This window comes from Pseudomonas sp. W3I7 (assembly GCF_030816095.1).
GTDB lineage: Bacteria > Pseudomonadota > Gammaproteobacteria > Pseudomonadales > Pseudomonadaceae > Aquipseudomonas > Aquipseudomonas salomonii.
In genome coordinates this window covers 6,138,599-6,156,058 of the sequence record NZ_JAUSXP010000001.1, presented here as the reverse complement: position 1 = coordinate 6,156,058, position 17,460 = coordinate 6,138,599, and the positions used below count along the sequence as shown (strand labels likewise).

7 protein-coding genes, 2 tRNA genes, 4 rRNA genes and 1 pseudogene are annotated in these 17,460 nt (G+C 55.5%); 8 read left to right on the top strand and 6 right to left on the bottom strand.

Annotated elements, in window-relative coordinates:
* Positions 1-265: 265 nt before the first annotated feature.
* From QF043_RS28115 to QF043_RS28095, 5 genes are all read right to left on the bottom strand, one after another.
* Entirely contained in the window at positions 266-1,759 is a 1,494-nt protein-coding gene (locus QF043_RS28115) for an acetyl-CoA hydrolase/transferase family protein (protein WP_305456885.1), read from the bottom strand.
* Positions 1,760-1,939: 180 nt separating this feature from the next.
* A complete protein-coding gene (locus tag QF043_RS28110) occupies positions 1,940-3,376 on the bottom strand; it encodes an NAD(P)(+) transhydrogenase (Re/Si-specific) subunit beta (protein ID WP_065931941.1) in 1,437 nt (478 codons plus the stop codon).
* The gene (locus QF043_RS28105; RefSeq protein ID WP_003220416.1) at positions 3,376-3,696 is read right to left on the bottom strand and encodes an NAD(P) transhydrogenase subunit alpha; all 321 of its coding nucleotides are present in this window, start codon (positions 3,694-3,696) and stop codon (positions 3,376-3,378) included. Before QF043_RS28105 ends, QF043_RS28110 begins: the two co-directional genes overlap by 1 nt.
* A 15-nt stretch (positions 3,697-3,711) precedes the next feature.
* Entirely contained in the window at positions 3,712-4,833 is a 1,122-nt protein-coding gene (locus tag QF043_RS28100) for a Re/Si-specific NAD(P)(+) transhydrogenase subunit alpha (protein WP_307420984.1), read from the bottom strand.
* 452 nt (positions 4,834-5,285) lie between these two features.
* The gene (locus QF043_RS28095; RefSeq protein WP_307420983.1) at positions 5,286-6,185 is read right to left on the bottom strand and encodes a LysR family transcriptional regulator; all 900 of its coding nucleotides are present in this window, start codon (positions 6,183-6,185) and stop codon (positions 5,286-5,288) included.
* Positions 6,186-6,342: 157 nt separating this feature from the next.
* Here QF043_RS28095 and QF043_RS28090 point away from each other — a divergent pair, with 157 nt between their 5' ends.
* From QF043_RS28090 to rrf (QF043_RS28055), 8 genes are all read left to right on the top strand, one after another.
* On the top strand, positions 6,343-7,524 hold the full coding sequence (locus QF043_RS28090) for an acyl-CoA dehydrogenase (protein WP_046070301.1): 1,182 nt from the start codon (positions 6,343-6,345) through the stop codon (positions 7,522-7,524).
* A gap of 12 nt (positions 7,525-7,536) precedes the next feature.
* Positions 7,537-8,757: a CaiB/BaiF CoA-transferase family protein gene (locus tag QF043_RS28085; RefSeq protein ID WP_056861040.1), complete on the top strand. Its 1,221-nt coding sequence runs from the start codon at positions 7,537-7,539 to the stop codon at positions 8,755-8,757.
* Positions 8,758-9,332: 575 nt separating this feature from the next.
* Positions 9,333-10,869: ribosomal RNA gene (locus QF043_RS28080) — 16S ribosomal RNA — on the top strand.
* Between the two features lie 82 nt (positions 10,870-10,951).
* Positions 10,952-11,028, top strand: a tRNA-Ile gene (locus tag QF043_RS28075).
* A gap of 30 nt (positions 11,029-11,058) precedes the next feature.
* A tRNA-Ala gene (locus tag QF043_RS28070) sits at positions 11,059-11,134 on the top strand.
* 247 nt (positions 11,135-11,381) lie between these two features.
* Positions 11,382-14,273: ribosomal RNA gene (locus tag QF043_RS28065) — 23S ribosomal RNA — on the top strand.
* Between the two features lie 164 nt (positions 14,274-14,437).
* Positions 14,438-14,553: ribosomal RNA gene (rrf, locus tag QF043_RS28060) — 5S ribosomal RNA — on the top strand.
* Between the two features lie 109 nt (positions 14,554-14,662).
* Positions 14,663-14,778: ribosomal RNA gene (rrf, locus tag QF043_RS28055) — 5S ribosomal RNA — on the top strand.
* Together the 16S, 23S and 5S rRNA genes with 2 tRNA genes alongside form the textbook arrangement of a ribosomal RNA operon.
* Before the next feature lie 180 nt (positions 14,779-14,958).
* Here rrf (QF043_RS28055) and QF043_RS28050 read toward each other — a convergent pair.
* A pseudogene (locus QF043_RS28050) lies at positions 14,959-17,455 on the bottom strand (TonB-dependent siderophore receptor).
* Positions 17,456-17,460: the final 5 nt, after the last annotated feature.

Sequence of the window (17,460 nt, the reverse complement as noted above, 5' to 3'; positions counted from 1 at the left end):
TGATCCTCCTCCGGCGCAAGACTCTCTAGATACAGTTCACCTGTATTGTGAGGGGCCAGTTAACTGTTTATAGCGGCTGTACTGTACGGAAATGGGGCAACTGTACCTGTCCGCACTGATTCGGTGCGAAATAGGCATTTTCGACATGGAGTGTAGGATAATTCGGTAGGAAATGACCGGTACAGCAGTACAGTTTTTTCAAAAAGTACTGCTGCGGTCACCGAGTTGAATAAACTGTGTTTGCATCAGCCCGGATCTGTATCAATTAAGCCTTGAGCATGTGCCCGGTTTCTTCCAGGTTAATGTGCCAACTCAGTGCTTCGCGCAAGATGTGCGGAGTATGCCCGCCGATTACACAGGCAGCTTCGAAGTAACTGTTCAGCGCATCGCGGTAAGCCGGGTGCACGCAATTGTCGATGATCACCCGTGCTCGCTCACGTGGCGCCAGGCCACGCAGGTCAGCGAGGCCAACCTCGGTCACCAGGATATCCACGTCATGCTCGGTATGGTCCACGTGGCTGACCATCGGCACGACGCTGGAAATTGCGCCGCCCTTGGCAATCGACTTGGTGACGAAAATCGCCAGGTGCGCGTTACGCGCGAAGTCTCCGGAGCCGCCAATCCCATTCATCATCCGCGTGCCGCAGACGTGGGTGGAATTGACGTTGCCGTAGATGTCGAACTCAAGCGCCGTGTTGATACCGATAATGCCCAGGCGCCGAACCACTTCAGGGTGGTTGGAGATTTCCTGAGGGCGCAGTACCAGCTTGTCCTTGTAGTGTTCCAGGTTGCCGAACACGTCAGCGTTGCGTCGCTCCGACAAGGTGATCGAGCTGCCCGAAGCAAAGCTCAGCTTGCCCGCGTCGATCAGGTCGAAGGTCGAGTCCTGCAACACTTCCGAATACATGGTCAGGTCTTCGAACGGCGATTCGATCAGGCCGCACATCACCGCGTTGGCGATGTTGCCGATCCCGGCCTGCAGCGGGCCGAGCTTGTTGGTCATGCGCCCAGCGTCGACTTCCTGCTTGAGAAAGTTGATCAGATGGTTGGCGATGCCTTGGGTGTCGGCGTCCGGCGGTGTCACGGTTGAGGCAGAGTCGGCCTGATTGGTGATCACGATGGCGACGATTTTCTCCGGCGGGATCGGAATCGCGGTGCTGCCGATGCGGTCGTCGACCTTGACCAGCGGGATCGGCGTGCGCGTCGGCCGGTAGGTCGGAATATAGATGTCGTGCAGCCCTTCCAGGTTCGGGTTGTGCGCGAGGTTGATCTCAACGATCACTTGTTTGGCGAAAATCGCGAAGCTGGCCGAGTTGCCCACAGAGGTGGTGGGCACGATGTGTCCTTGTTCGGTGATCGCAACGGCTTCGATCACCGCGATGTCCGGCAACTTGAGTTGATTGTTGCGCAGTTGCTCGACGGTTTCCGACAGGTGCTGGTCGATAAACATCACTTGGCCTGCGTTGATCGCCTTGCGCAGGGTGCTGTCGACCTGAAACGGCATGCGGCGCGACAACACGCCGGCTTCGGTCAGTTGCTTGTCCAGGTCATTGCCCAGGCTGGCGCCGGTCATCAGGGTGATTTTCAGCGGCGAAGTCTTGGCGCGTTCGGCCAGGGCGTGGGGGACGGCCTTGGCTTCACCGGCACGGGTGAAGCCGCTCATGCCGACGGTCATGCCGTCCTCGATCAGTGCGGCGGCGTCTGCCGCGCTCATGACCTTGTTCAACAACGAAGGCAAGCGGATACGATCACGGTACATGAATTGTTATCTCAGGCTACGGAAGCAAGGTGGGCAGTGTAGTGATTTCAAAAAAATTCGGCCCGCTACCATGGTCGAATGCCAGGCAGCGATTTAGAGCCTTTGGTCGGGTTTCATGCGGCAATAAAAAAACCCCAGCCTAATGGAGGCCAGGGTTTCGGGTATTGCGCTGGCGCAGTGTTATTCGACGGCTTTGACCATGTCTTCGATGACCTTCTTGGCATCACCGAAGACCATCATGGTCTTGTCCAGGTAGAACAACTCGTTATCCAAGCCGGCATAGCCGCTGGCCATCGAGCGCTTGTTGACGATGATGGTCTTGGCCTTGAACGCCTCAAGAATCGGCATACCGGCAATCGGTGAGTTCGGGTCGTTCTTGGCGGCCGGGTTGACCACGTCGTTGGCGCCCAACACCAGCACCACGTCGGCCTGGCCGAACTCGGAGTTGATGTCTTCCATTTCGAACACTTGGTCGTAAGGCACTTCCGCCTCGGCCAGCAGCACGTTCATGTGCCCAGGCATACGGCCCGCTACCGGGTGGATCGCGTACTTCACGGTCACGCCACGGTGGGTCAGCTTCTCGGTCAGCTCTTTAAGGGCGTGTTGGGCCCGAGCAACTGCCAGGCCGTAGCCTGGAACGATGATCACGGTGTCGGCGTTGGTCAGCAGGAACGTGGCGTCGTCCGCCGAACCGGATTTCACCGGGCGTGCTTCTTTGGAGCCAGCCGCTGCGCCGGCATCTGCTGTGTTGCCGAAACCACCGAGCAATACATTAAAGAAGGAGCGGTTCATCGCCTTGCACATGATGTACGACAGAATCGCGCCGCTGGAGCCCACCAGGGAGCCTGCGATGATCAGCATCGAGTTGTTCAGCGAGAAGCCAATGCCCGCCGCTGCCCAGCCGGAGTAGCTGTTGAGCATCGAGACAACCACCGGCATGTCGGCACCGCCGATCGGGATGATGATCAGCACGCCCAGCACGAAAGCCAGTGCCAGCATCAACGCAAACGCGGTGAGGTTGCCGGTGAACATGAACGCCAGGCCCAGGCCCAGGGTTGCCAGGCCGAGCACCAGGTTCAGTTTGTGCTGTCCACCGAACTGTACCGGTGCGCCCTGGAACAGGCGGAACTTGTACTTGCCCGAGAGCTTGCCGAACGCAATCACCGAACCGGAGAAGGTAATTGCACCAATGGCTGCGCCGAGGAACAGTTCCAGGCGGTTGCCCGCAGGAATCGAGTCGCCCAGCTGTTTGACGATGCCCAGGGATTGCGGCTCGACCACCGCGGCAATCGCGATAAATACCGCCGCCAGGCCGATCATGCTGTGCATGAAGGCAACCAGCTCAGGCATCTTGGTCATTTCTACGCGCTTGGCCATGATCGAACCGGCGGTGCCGCCGATCAGCAGGCCGACGATCACGTAACCGATACCGGCTGTTGCAAGCTCGGCGCCGAGCTTATAGATGAGGCCCACAGTGGTCAGCACCGCCAGCGCCATGCCGAGCATGCCAAAGAGGTTGCCGCGTCGCGATGTGGTTGGGTGTGACAGGCCTTTAAGGGCCTGGATAAAACAGATCGACGCGATCAAGTAGAGCGTCGTAACCAAATTCATGCTCATTACTTTGGCGCCTCTTCTTTTGCTTTCGGGGCTTTCTTCTTGAACATCTCCAGCATCCTGCGCGTGACCAGGAACCCGCCGAATACGTTAACCGCCGCCAGGGCCACGGCCAGGGTGCCCATGGTCTTACCCAGTGGGGTCACGGTGAGGGCTGCGGCCAGCATGGCGCCGACAATCACGATCGCGGAGATGGCGTTGGTCACCGCCATCAGTGGCGTGTGCAGTGCAGGCGTGACGTTCCAGACCACGTGGTAACCGACATAAATCGCCAGCACAAAGATGATCAGGTTGTAGATACCGGGGGAGATAAGCTCTTCCATCGTCTGAATCCCTGCTTAGGCGTTTTTGCGGATGACTTGGCCGTCGCGGCACATCAGGCATGCGGCGACGATGTCGTCTTCGAGGTTGATTTCAAACTGCCCTTCCTTGGTGAAGACCAGCTTCAGGAAGTCCAGCAGGTTGCGCGCATATAAAGCAGAAGCATCGGCGGCTACAGCTCCGGCCAGGTTGGTCGGGCCGCAGATGGTCACGCCGTTTTCCACGACGACCTGGTCGGCGACGGTCAGCGGGCAGTTGCCACCTTGGGCGGCAGCGAGGTCGATGACCACCGAGCCCGGCTTCATTTGTGCGACGGTTTCGGCACTGAGCAAGGTCGGGGCTTTGCGGCCAGGGATCAGCGCTGTGGTGATGACGATATCCGCTTGTTTGGCGCGCTCATGCACGGCCAGGGCCTGGCGCTGCATCCAGCTCGAGGGCATCGGGCGCGCGTAACCGCCGACACCGACCGCGCATTCACGCTCTTCATCGGTTTCGTAGGGCACGTCGACGAACTTGGCGCCGAGGGACTCGATCTGCTCTTTTACGGCAGGGCGCACGTCAGACGCTTCGATCACGGCACCCAGACGTTTCGCCGTGGCGATGGCTTGCAGGCCTGCGACACCCGCGCCGAGGATCAGCACGCGCGCGGCTTTGACGGTGCCCGCGGCAGTCATCAGCATCGGCATGAAGCGTGGGTAGTGATGGGCTGCCAGCAATACGGCCTTATAGCCGGCAATGTTGGCCTGTGACGACAACACATCGAGGCTTTGGGCTCGCGAGGTGCGTGGCGCAGCTTCGAGCGCGAAAGCGGTAATGCCTCGCTCTGCCAGCTTGGCGATGGTTTCGTTGCTGAACGGGTTGAGCATGCCCACCAACACGGTGCCGCTTTTGATCAGCGCCAGTTCGTTGTCGCTGGGGGCAACCACCTTGAGAATCAGCTCGGCGCCAAACGCTTCGCTGGCGCTGCCAATGGTCGCGCCTGCCGTTTCATAGGCACTGTCGACGATGCTGGCGGTAATGCCTGCACCGCTTTGTACAGTGACCTTATGGCCCTGGCCGATCAGCTTCTTGATGGTTTCCGGGGTGGCAGCCACCCGCGTTTCACCGGTCTGGGTTTCGAGAGGAACACCAATGTGCACGTCAAATCTCCTGCATGATCTTTTTGCTTTTGATCTTTTTGTAAAAAGGCCAGTGCACCGTGAGGGGCGCAGCTGGGGCGGCCGATCAGCACGATCCCGCTGAAATGACAGCGGGGCGCGGCATTTTGCAGGCGAACTTTACGGCCTTCAAGGGATTATGACGGGTGACGAAAAATTAACTACAAGTCACCCTGTGACTGATTGTCGCAACAGGACAAAATAACCTCTTTAAATACAGGTGTTTAAAGGGCTGTAGAGAGTTATAGACGGTTTTCCTATCTTCGGCGTGAATGGTCGGGCATTGGCAGGTGATTGTCGCTACAAGCCTTATTGGCCATGGCGTTAAGCTCATTTTGATGCTGAGAAGTACAGTCTTTCAAAACACGACATATAGTTATATCTGTAGGATCCTAAATTATCTGACTACAAGGTCAACAAAGTTGCCTTGTCCTTTAAATGCTGGGGTTGTAGCGCTGTGATTGGTCGATAAGCCAGTCTCTAAAAGCGTGCAGCGACGCAGATTCGACTTTTCTCTCGGGAATCATCAGGTAGTAAGCCTTTGTACTGCTCAACGCTTCGGGGCTCGCGATCACTAGATGCTTCTCTTCCAGCTCGCGCTGGATCAGGAAGGGCGGAATCAGTGCAATGCCCATGTCATGCATGGCCGCTTGCGACAACATCGAGAATAGCTCGTAACGAGGGCCTGTCATGTCGCGAGGTATGTTCAGTTGTTGCGCGCTGAACCACTGGCGCCAGGCGTACGGCCGGGTTGTTTGTTGCAGTAGCGGCAGTTGGGCGATTTCTTCCGGGCTGAAGTGTGCACGACTGCCCAGTAAACGCGGACTGCACACGGGTACGGGGTTTTCGCCCATCAGCCGGTGGGATTCGGTGCCTGACCAATCGGCATCGCCAAAGTAGATGGCGGCGTCGAACTCAGTGTCGGCAAACAAAAAAGGGCGCGTGCGGTTGGTGAGGTTGACCGTGACTTCCGGGTGTTGCTGCTGGAAGTCCTTGAGCCGTGGGATCAGCCATTGGGTGCCGAAAGTTGGCACCACTGCCAGCTCGATGACATTCGCGCCTTGCTGCCCCATGACCGACAAGGTATCGCGCTCTACGGCGTCCAGTTGCATGGCAACGCGACGGCTATACGACAGCCCCGCTTCCGTCAGCTTGACGCCCCGCCGTGAGCGTCGAAATAGCTCGACACTCAAAAACTCCTCCAGGCTGGCGATCTGTCGACAGATGGCGCCTTGGGTGAGTGAAAGCTCGTGCGCCGCCTTGGTAAAGCTCTCGTGGCGGGCCGCTGCTTCAAAACTGACCAGGGCGGTGGTGCTGGGAATTTTTCTGCGCATGTACGTTGTACTCACTCATAAAGCGCATTTGCGCGCTTTTCGCTCATTACGAAGTGAGAAATTAGCACAACCCTATGCGTAAACGTCGTTTGCCCTCTGCGGTTGCCCGGCCTAGGCTGCATCCACGACTTCTGTTTTCTTCCCCGAGGACTTACTCATGGCTGGCAAGGCAAGCTTCAACTGGATCGATCCACTGTTGCTGGATCAACAGCTCACCGAAGAAGAGCGCATGGTGCGCGACAGTGCTGAGCAATTCGCCCAGGACAAGCTTGCGCCGCGTGTGCTCGAAGCCTTTCGCCATGAAAAGACCGACCCTGCGATCTTTCGCGAGATGGGTGAAACCGGCCTGTTGGGCGCGATGATCCCTGAGCAGTACGGCGGCAGCGGCCTGAACTACGTCAGCTACGGGCTGATTGCCCGTGAGGTGGAGCGTGTCGACTCCGGTTATCGCTCGATGATGAGTGTGCAGTCCTCACTGGTGATGGTGCCGATCAACGAATTTGGCACCGAGGCGCAAAAGCAGAAGTACCTGCCAAAGCTGGCGTCGGGCGAATGGATTGGTTGCTTTGGCCTGACCGAGCCTGACCACGGCTCTGACCCGGGCGCGATGATTACCCGTGCACGTAAGGTCGATGGCGGCTACAGCCTGACCGGCGCCAAGATGTGGATTACAAATAGCCCGATCGCCGATGTGTTTGTGGTGTGGGGCAAGGACGATGCGGGCGATATCCGCGGTTTTGTCCTGGAGAAGGGTTGGAAGGGGCTGAGCGCTCCGGCGATTCACGGCAAGGTCGGCCTGCGGGCTTCGATTACCGGTGAGATCGTCATGGATAACGTGTTTGTGCCCGAGGAGAATATCTTCCCGGACGTGCGCGGCCTGAAGGGGCCTTTCACTTGTCTTAACTCGGCACGCTATGGCATTTCCTGGGGGGCGCTGGGGGCTGCCGAGTTTTGCTGGCACACCGCTCGCCAATACACCCTGGACCGTCAGCAGTTCGGGCGGCCTTTGGCGGCGACCCAGCTGATCCAGAAGAAGCTGGCGGACATGCAGACCGAGATCACCCTGGCCTTGCAAGGCTGCCTGCGTTTGGGGCGCATGAAGGATGAAGGGACGGCGGCGGTTGAGATCACGTCGATCATGAAGCGCAACTCGTGTGGCAAGTCCCTGGATATCGCGCGTATGGCACGGGACATGTTGGGCGGTAACGGTATCTCGGATGAGTTCGGGGTGGCGCGTCACCTGGTCAACCTGGAGGTGGTCAATACCTATGAGGGCACCCATGACGTACACGCCTTGATTCTTGGGCGCGCGCAGACCGGCCTTCAAGCGTTCTATTAATAGGAGAACGGCATGGGCGCGCTTTCACATCTGCGGGTACTGGATTTGTCACGAGTGTTGGCGGGCCCGTGGTCCGGGCAGATCCTTGCAGACCTTGGAGCTGAGGTGATCAAGGTTGAGCGACCGGGCAATGGCGATGATACGCGGGCGTGGGGGCCGCCCTTCCTTAAAGACGCCTATGGCGAGAATACCAGTGAGGCGGCGTATTACCTGTCGGCCAACCGTAACAAGGAATCGGTGACCATCGACTTCACGCGCCCGGAGGGTCAGAAGCTGGTGCGCGACCTCGCGGCCAAGTCCGACATCCTGATCGAGAACTTCAAGGTGGGTGGTCTGGCGGCGTATGGGCTGGACTATGAATCGCTCAAGGAGATCAATCCAGAGTTGATCTATTGCTCGATCACGGGTTTCGGCCAGACGGGGCCTTATGCGACGCGTGCAGGCTACGACTTTATGATCCAGGGGTTGGGTGGGCTTATGAGCCTGACCGGTCGGCCCGAGGGTGATGAGGGGGCTGGGCCGGTAAAGGTAGGCGTGGCGTTGACGGATATCCTGACGGGGCTGTACTCGACCGTGGCGATCCTGGCGGCGCTGGCTCACCGGGATCATGACGGCGGTGGGCAGCATATTGATATGGCGTTGCTGGATGTACAGGTGGCGTGTCTGGCCAATCAGGCGATGAATTACCTGACGACGGGTGTCGCGCCCAAGCGCCTTGGCAATGCTCACCCTAATATTGTGCCTTATCAGGACTTTCCCACGGCTGATGGCGACTTCATCCTGACGGTGGGCAATGACGGACAGTTTCGCAAGTTTGCTGAGGTGGCCGGGCAGCCGCAGTGGGCGGATGACCCGCGTTTCGCCACTAATAAGGTGCGAGTGGCTAACCGTGCGGAGCTGATTCCGCTGATCCGCCAGGCTACGGTGTTCAAGACGACGGCTGAGTGGGTGTCACAGCTGGAGCAAGTAGGCGTGCCGTGTGGGCCGATCAATGATCTGGCGCAGGTGTTTGCCGACCCGCAGGTCAAGGCGCGTGGGTTGGCTATGGCATTGCCGCATGCATTGGCGGGGATGGTGCCTCAGGTCGCCAGTCCGATGCGGTTGTCCAAAACGCCGGTGGAATACCGTAATGCGCCTCCTCTATTGGGCGAGCATACGGTGCAGGTGTTGCAGGGGGTGTTGGGGTTGGATTCGGCGAATGTGGCTGCGCTGAAGGCTGCGGGCGTTATCTGAAGTTGCTCTTCTATATAGGTAAATTGCTCAACGAGCTCGACTTGGTTGTTTTTTGATCAATTCTAACTTATTGATAGATAAGCTAAATTAAGTGTTGACGACGGATTCTAGAAGTCTATAATTCGCCCCACTTCCGGCGCAGTCGAAACATAAAACTCCTTGGTAAACAAAGAGTTATGAAGTTTTCGGCAGCAAGTTGCTTCAGTTTATCGAAGCCAAAAGGAAGTTGAAAAAGAGGTGTTGACAGCAGCGTGTAACGCTGTAGAATTCGCCTCCCGCTAACGAGAGATCGTAAGCGCAAGTGGTTGAAGTTGTTGAAGAATTCTTCGAAAACTTCTGAAAATAACCACTTGACAGCAAATGAGGCTGCTGTAGAATGCGCGCCTCGGTTGAGACGAAAGATCTTAACCAACCGCTCTTTAACAACTGAATCAAGCAATTCGTGTGGGTGCTTGTGGAGTCAGACTGATAGTCAACAAGATTATCAGCATCACAAGTTACTCCGCGAGAAATCAAAGATGTAACCAACGATTGCTGAGCCAAGTTTAGGGTTTCTTAAAAACCCAAAGATGTTTGAACTGAAGAGTTTGATCATGGCTCAGATTGAACGCTGGCGGCAGGCCTAACACATGCAAGTCGAGCGGTAGAGAGAAGCTTGCTTCTCTTGAGAGCGGCGGACGGGTGAGTAAAGCCTAGGAATCTGCCTGGTAGTGGGGGATAACGTTCGGAAACGGACGCTAATACCGCATACGTCCTACGGGAGAAAGCAGGGGACCTTCGGGCCTTGCGCTATCAGATGAGCCTAGGTCGGATTAGCTAGTTGGTGAGGTAATGGCTCACCAAGGCGACGATCCGTAACTGGTCTGAGAGGATGATCAGTCACACTGGAACTGAGACACGGTCCAGACTCCTACGGGAGGCAGCAGTGGGGAATATTGGACAATGGGCGAAAGCCTGATCCAGCCATGCCGCGTGTGTGAAGAAGGTCTTCGGATTGTAAAGCACTTTAAGTTGGGAGGAAGGGCATTAACCTAATACGTTAGTGTTTTGACGTTACCGACAGAATAAGCACCGGCTAACTCTGTGCCAGCAGCCGCGGTAATACAGAGGGTGCAAGCGTTAATCGGAATTACTGGGCGTAAAGCGCGCGTAGGTGGTTTGTTAAGTTGGATGTGAAATCCCCGGGCTCAACCTGGGAACTGCATTCAAAACTGACTGACTAGAGTATGGTAGAGGGTGGTGGAATTTCCTGTGTAGCGGTGAAATGCGTAGATATAGGAAGGAACACCAGTGGCGAAGGCGACCACCTGGACTAATACTGACACTGAGGTGCGAAAGCGTGGGGAGCAAACAGGATTAGATACCCTGGTAGTCCACGCCGTAAACGATGTCAACTAGCCGTTGGAAGCCTTGAGCTTTTAGTGGCGCAGCTAACGCATTAAGTTGACCGCCTGGGGAGTACGGCCGCAAGGTTAAAACTCAAATGAATTGACGGGGGCCCGCACAAGCGGTGGAGCATGTGGTTTAATTCGAAGCAACGCGAAGAACCTTACCAGGCCTTGACATCCAATGAACTTTCTAGAGATAGATTGGTGCCTTCGGGAACATTGAGACAGGTGCTGCATGGCTGTCGTCAGCTCGTGTCGTGAGATGTTGGGTTAAGTCCCGTAACGAGCGCAACCCTTGTCCTTAGTTACCAGCACGTAATGGTGGGCACTCTAAGGAGACTGCCGGTGACAAACCGGAGGAAGGTGGGGATGACGTCAAGTCATCATGGCCCTTACGGCCTGGGCTACACACGTGCTACAATGGTCGGTACAGAGGGTTGCCAAGCCGCGAGGTGGAGCTAATCCCACAAAACCGATCGTAGTCCGGATCGCAGTCTGCAACTCGACTGCGTGAAGTCGGAATCGCTAGTAATCGCGAATCAGAATGTCGCGGTGAATACGTTCCCGGGCCTTGTACACACCGCCCGTCACACCATGGGAGTGGGTTGCACCAGAAGTAGCTAGTCTAACCTTCGGGAGGACGGTTACCACGGTGTGATTCATGACTGGGGTGAAGTCGTAACAAGGTAGCCGTAGGGGAACCTGCGGCTGGATCACCTCCTTAATCGACGACATCAGCTGCTCCATAAGTTCCCACACGAATTGCTTGATTCATTGAAGAAGACGATAAGAAGCAGCCCGAAATTGGGTCTGTAGCTCAGTTGGTTAGAGCGCACCCCTGATAAGGGTGAGGTCGGCAGTTCGAATCTGCCCAGACCCACCAATTTTGTGTGGGAAACGCCTGTAGAAATACGGGGCCATAGCTCAGCTGGGAGAGCGCCTGCCTTGCACGCAGGAGGTCAACGGTTCGATCCCGTTTGGCTCCACCACTACTGCTTCTACGTTATGAAAGCTTAGAAATGAGCATTCCATCAGGTTGATGATGAATGTTGATTTCTAGTCTTTGATTAGATCGTTCTTTAAAAATTTGGGTATGTGATAGAAAGATAGACTGAACGTTACTTTCACTGGTAACGGATCAGGCTAAGGTAAAATTTGTGAGTTCTCTTAATCGAGAAATTCGAATTTTCGGCGAATGTTGTCTTCACAGTATAACCAGATTGCTTGGGGTTATATGGTCAAGTGAAGAAGCGCATACGGTGGATGCCTTGGCAGTCAGAGGCGATGAAAGACGTGGTAGCCTGCGAAAAGCTTCGGGGAGTCGGCAAACAGACTTTGATCCGGAGATGTCTGAATGGGGGAACCCAGCCATCATAAGATGGTTATCTTACGCTGAATACATAGGCGTAAGAGGCGAACCAGGGGAACTGAAACATCTAAGTACCCTGAGGAAAAGAAATCAACCGAGATTCCCTTAGTAGTGGCGAGCGAACGGGGACTAGCCCTTAAGTGGCTTTGAGATTAGCGGAACGCTCTGGAAAGTGCGGCCATAGTGGGTGATAGCCCTGTACGCGAAAATCTCTTAGTCATGAAATCGAGTAGGACGGAGCACGAGAAACTTTGTCTGAATATGGGGGGACCATCCTCCAAGGCTAAATACTACTGACTGACCGATAGTGAACTAGTACCGTGAGGGAAAGGCGAAAAGAACCCCGGAGAGGGGAGTGAAATAGATCCTGAAACCGTATGCGTACAAGCAGTGGGAGCCTACTTTGTTAGGTGACTGCGTACCTTTTGTATAATGGGTCAGCGACTTATTTTCAGTGGCGAGCTTAACCGAATAGGGGAGGCGTAGCGAAAGCGAGTCTTAATAGGGCGTCTAGTCGCTGGGAATAGACCCGAAACCGGGCGATCTATCCATGGGCAGGTTGAAGGTTGGGTAACACTAACTGGAGGACCGAACCGACTACCGTTGAAAAGTTAGCGGATGACCTGTGGATCGGAGTGAAAGGCTAATCAAGCTCGGAGATAGCTGGTTCTCCTCGAAAGCTATTTAGGTAGCGCCTCATGTATCACTGTAGGGGGTAGAGCACTGTTTCGGCTAGGGGGTCATCCCGACTTACCAAACCGATGCAAACTCCGAATACCTACAAGTGCCGAGCATGGGAGACACACGGCGGGTGCTAACGTCCGTCGTGAAAAGGGAAACAACCCAGACCGTCAGCTAAGGTCCCAAAGTTATGGTTAAGTGGGAAACGATGTGGGAAGGCTTAGACAGCTAGGAGGTTGGCTTAGAAGCAGCCACCCTTTAAAGAAAGCGTAATAGCTCACTAGTCGAGTCGGCCTGCGCGGAAGATGTAACGGGGCTCAAACCATACACCGAAGCTACGGGTATCACGTAAGTGATGCGGTAGAGGAGCGTTCTGTAAGCCTGTGAAGGTGAGTTGAGAAGCTTGCTGGAGGTATCAGAAGTGCGAATGCTGACATGAGTAACGACAATGGGTGTGAAAAACACCCACGCCGAAAGACCAAGGTTTCCTGCGCAACGTTAATCGACGCAGGGTTAGTCGGTCCCTAAGGCGAGGCTGAAAAGCGTAGTCGATGGAAAACAGGTTAATATTCCTGTACTTCTGGTTATTGCGATGGAGGGACGGAGAAGGCTAGGCCAGCTTGGCGTTGGTTGTCCAAGTTTAAGGTGGTAGGCTGGAATCTTAGGTAAATCCGGGATTCTAAGGCCGAGAGCTGATGACGAGCTAACTTTTAGTTAGCGAAGTGGTTGATGCCATGCTTCCAAGAAAAGCTTCTAAGCTTCAGGTAACCAGGAACCGTACCCCAAACCGACACAGGTGGTTGGGTAGAGAATACCAAGGCGCTTGAGAGAACTCGGGTGAAGGAACTAGGCAAAATGGCACCGTAACTTCGGGAGAAGGTGCGCCGGTGAGGGTGAAGGACTTGCTCCGTAAGCTCATGCCGGTCGAAGATACCAGGCCGCTGCGACTGTTTATTAAAAACACAGCACTCTGCAAACACGAAAGTGGACGTATAGGGTGTGACGCCTGCCCGGTGCCGGAAGGTTAATTGATGGGGTTAGCTAACGCGAAGCTCTTGATCGAAGCCCCGGTAAACGGCGGCCGTAACTATAACGGTCCTAAGGTAGCGAAATTCCTTGTCGGGTAAGTTCCGACCTGCACGAATGGCGTAACGATGGCGGCGCTGTCTCCACCCGAGACTCAGTGAAATTGAAATCGCTGTGAAGATGCAGTGTATCCGCGGCTAGACGGAAAGACCCCGTGAACCTTTACTATAGCTTTGCACTGGACTTTGAATTTGCTTGTGTAGGATAGGTGGGAGGCTTTGAAGCGTGGACGCCAGTCTGCGTGGAGCCAACCTTGAAATACCACCCTGGCAACTTTGAGGTTCTAACTCAGGTCCGTTATCCGGATCGAGGACAGTGTATGGTGGGTAGTTTGACTGGGGCGGTCTCCTCCTAAAGAGTAACGGAGGAGTACGAAGGTGCGCTCAGACCGGTCGGAAATCGGTCGTAGAGTATAAAGGCAAAAGCGCGCTTGACTGCGAGACAGACACGTCGAGCAGGTACGAAAGTAGGTCTTAGTGATCCGGTGGTTCTGTATGGAAGGGCCATCGCTCAACGGATAAAAGGTACTCCGGGGATAACAGGCTGATACCGCCCAAGAGTTCATATCGACGGCGGTGTTTGGCACCTCGATGTCGGCTCATCACATCCTGGGGCTGAAGCCGGTCCCAAGGGTATGGCTGTTCGCCATTTAAAGTGGTACGCGAGCTGGGTTTAGAACGTCGTGAGACAGTTCGGTCCCTATCTGCCGTGGACGTTTGAGATTTGAGAGGGGCTGCTCCTAGTACGAGAGGACCGGAGTGGACGAACCTCTGGTGTTCCGGTTGTCACGCCAGTGGCATTGCCGGGTAGCTATGTTCGGAATAGATAACCGCTGAAAGCATCTAAGCGGGAAACTAGCCTCAAGATGAGATCTCACTGGGACCTTGAGTCCCCTGAAGGGCCGTCGAAGACTACGACGTTGATAGGTTGGGTGTGTAAGCGCTGTGAGGCGTTGAGCTAACCAATACTAATTGCCCGTGAGGCTTGACCATATAACACCCAAGCAATTTGAGTCGACTCTCTAATAAAGAGCATCAGATTGCGGTGTGTGAAGACGAGATGAACCGAAAGTTCGACGCTCACAAAACACCGAAAGCTATCACATACCCAATTTGCTGAAGCGAAGCCATCTGGCTACGACTCAGTACCCGAATTTCTTGACGACCATAGAGCATTGGAACCACCTGATCCCATCCCGAACTCAGTAGTGAAACGATGCATCGCCGATGGTAGTGTGGGGTTTCCCCATGTGAGAGTAGGTCATCGTCAAGATTAAATTCCGAAACCCCTGATTGCTAACGCAATCAGGGGTTTTGTTTATGTAGAAGTCCATGAATTTCACCGGCACGTTGCTAGCGCAACGGACTGGTACACAGAATTTCTTGACGACCATAGAGCATTGGAACCACCTGATCCCATCCCGAACTCAGCAGTGAAACGATGCATCGCCGATGGTAGTGTGGGGTTTCCCCATGTGAGAGTAGGTCATCGTCAAGATTAAATTCCAAAACCCCTGTCTGCTAACGCAGACAGGGGTTTTGTCGTTTAAGGGGATAATAATGCCCCGGCTGCAGACCGCTCACGTATACGTCTGGGCTGGACAAAGGCAACCTGACGACACCCACAAAAAAGCCGGCACCTAGAATCAGACGCCGGCTTGTTAGAAGCTATAACGGATCAGAACTGATAACTGACCGTCGCACTGACATTACGCTCTTCACCCAGGTAGCAGAAGTTCAAGCTGGCACACGAAGCCACATAGCTCTCATTGGTCAGGTTGTTGGCATTGAGCCTTACATCCACACCCTTCAGGCCTACCTTGCCCAGGTCGTACCCTACCGAAGCGTCAAACAATGTATAGGCGGGCACTTTCATCGTGTTCTCGGCATCTGCCCAACTGTATCCGACATATCTCACGCCCCCGCCCAGACGCAGACCGTCCAGGGTGCCGTTATTGAATCTGTAGTCCGCCCATACCGACGCCATATGCCGAGGCGCCTGGGTCGGCGAGTTGCCTTTGTTCTCGATCAGATTGTCGGCGGAGCTCAAGGTACTCACCATCGACTTGGAGTACTTGATGTCGGTGAAGGTATAGCTGCCTAAAAGCTTCAGGTTGTCGGTCAGTTGCATATGGGCTTCCAGCTCCAGTCCCTGTGAGCGGACGGCGCCTACCGCACGATAGAAGTTTTCCTGCGGTAGCTTGGTAGCCAGGTTTTCCTGGTCGATGCGAAACAACGATGCGGTAAACAGGTCGTCAGTCCCCGGCGGCTGATACTTCAAACCCGCCTCCCACTGTGTCCCGTTAGTCGGTGCCAGCGGGTTGCCCGCACTGTCGGAATAGGAGTTCGGGTTAAAAGACTCCGAATAGCTCACATACGGCGCCAGGCCGTTATCAAACAGGTACAACGCCCCCGCCCGCCCCGTCAGCTTGGTACGTTTGTCGCTGATCTCCTTACCCAACGGTCGGCCCGCTTCGGCGATACGGTTTTCATCCGACGTCTCTACCCAGTCCTGGCGCAGTCCCAGGGAGAACCGCCATTGATCCATCTCAATCAGGTCTTGCAGATAGACACCTGTCTGCTCCAGTCGTCGCAAATAGCTGGTCAGGTTGGCATTGCTGATCGCCGAATTGCCATAGACCGGGTTAAACGCGTTGATCGGCTGCAATGAGCCGCTGGTCCAGTCCACCACGGTTTTACGCCGCTGATAATCCGCGCCCATCAGCACCGTATGTTTGGTCGCCCCGGTAAAAAATTCCGCTTGCAGCATATTGTCGATAATGAACGCATGCAGCTTTTCATCACCGCCGGAGTAATAGCGGTTCAGCTCATTGCTGGTCGGCGTGGTCCAGCCATAGGCATATACCTGGTCCAGCTTTACCTTGGAGTCGAGATAGCGGAAGTTTTGTCGCGCAGTAAACACATCGTTGAAGCGATGTTCGAACTGATAGCCAAACGACTGCTGGTCACGCTTGTACCCATCTACCCCAGGCTCACCTTCGAAAAAGTGGTTGGAGATACGCTGGCCATTGCGCTGATGCAGTGCGCCGTCCGCCGGCATACCACCGTGATAACCACCCTCAGGGTCATGCTGCAAATAGGCTTGCAGCGTCAGCGACGTGTCTTCGGTAAAGTCGATGCTCACTGTCGGAGCCAGTGCGTAGCGTTTTTCTTTGGCGTGGTCGAATTGTGTGTCGGACTTATCCGCCAGCCCGGTCAGTCGATAGGCTACGCGCTTGTCATCGTCTACCGGCCCGCTGAGGTCAAAACCCATCCCGCGTTGCCCGTTACTGCCGATTGTCGCTTGGACTTGATGGTAGGGCTCATACAACGGCTTCTTGCTGGTCAGTGCAACCAGACCTCCAGGCGAGCTGCGCCCGTACAGCACAGACGATGGCCCCTTCAGAATGTCCACGCGTTCAAGAAAGTACGGGTCCACCTGCATGGTGCTGTAAGTACCGCTGTCCCCCATGGACTTCAAGCCATCCAGGTAGATGTTATCGACCGAGCCATCGTTAAAGCCGCGCATCGCCACGTAGTCATAGCGGTGGGTTGCGCCATAGGGGTTGGTCAGCACGCCAGGGGTGTAACGCATGGCCTGGGCCACGGTCTGAGAGCCCTGGTCGTCCATCTGATCACGTGTGACCACGGAGACGGTTTGCGAGGTTTCCAGCAGCGCCGTACTGGTCTTGGTGGCGATCTGACTGTGCGTCGCGTTGTAGCCGTCCATGCTGCCCAGCGCATTACCCAGGGCGAAGCCTTTGATGTCGGTGGTGGGGCAACGTCAGCGTGCTGCTTTGCGCCAGCGGCTGCAGGACGAAGCTGGCACCATCCTGTGAGGCGGCCTGCAACCCCGAGCCATTGAGCAAATAATTCAGGCCCTGCTCAGCGGAATATTCACCGTGCAGCCCTGGCGACTCCAGGCCCTGTGTCTGCGCTGGGGTGCTGGCAAGCGTAATGCCCGCCTGACGGGCGAACTGATTGAGCGCGTCGCTCAGCGGGCCGGCAGGGATGTCATAGCGCTGATGAATGTGTTCGCTGCCCGCTTGCGCAGCCATGCCAACCAGCGGAACCGCGCCCATGCCCACTGCCGTCGACAGTAACGCTACGCGTATGGCCTTGGCCAGAAGAGGGTAGGAGAAGTCTGGTGAATCGTTGAGAAAACGCACAGTCATGATCA

Coding starts and splice junctions, on each gene's coding strand:
- QF043_RS28095 (WP_307420983.1), bottom strand. CDS start 6,185: ATGCGCAGAAAAATTCCCAGCACCACCGCCCTGGTCAGTTTTGAAGCA.
- QF043_RS28105 (WP_003220416.1), bottom strand. CDS start 3,696: ATGGAAGAGCTTATCTCCCCCGGTATCTACAACCTGATCATCTTTGTG.
- QF043_RS28115 (WP_305456885.1), bottom strand. CDS start 1,759: ATGTACCGTGATCGTATCCGCTTGCCTTCGTTGTTGAACAAGGTCATG.
- QF043_RS28085 (WP_056861040.1), top strand. CDS start 7,537: ATGGGCGCGCTTTCACATCTGCGGGTACTGGATTTGTCACGAGTGTTG.
- QF043_RS28090 (WP_046070301.1), top strand. CDS start 6,343: ATGGCTGGCAAGGCAAGCTTCAACTGGATCGATCCACTGTTGCTGGAT.
- QF043_RS28110 (WP_065931941.1), bottom strand. CDS start 3,376: ATGAGCATGAATTTGGTTACGACGCTCTACTTGATCGCGTCGATCTGT.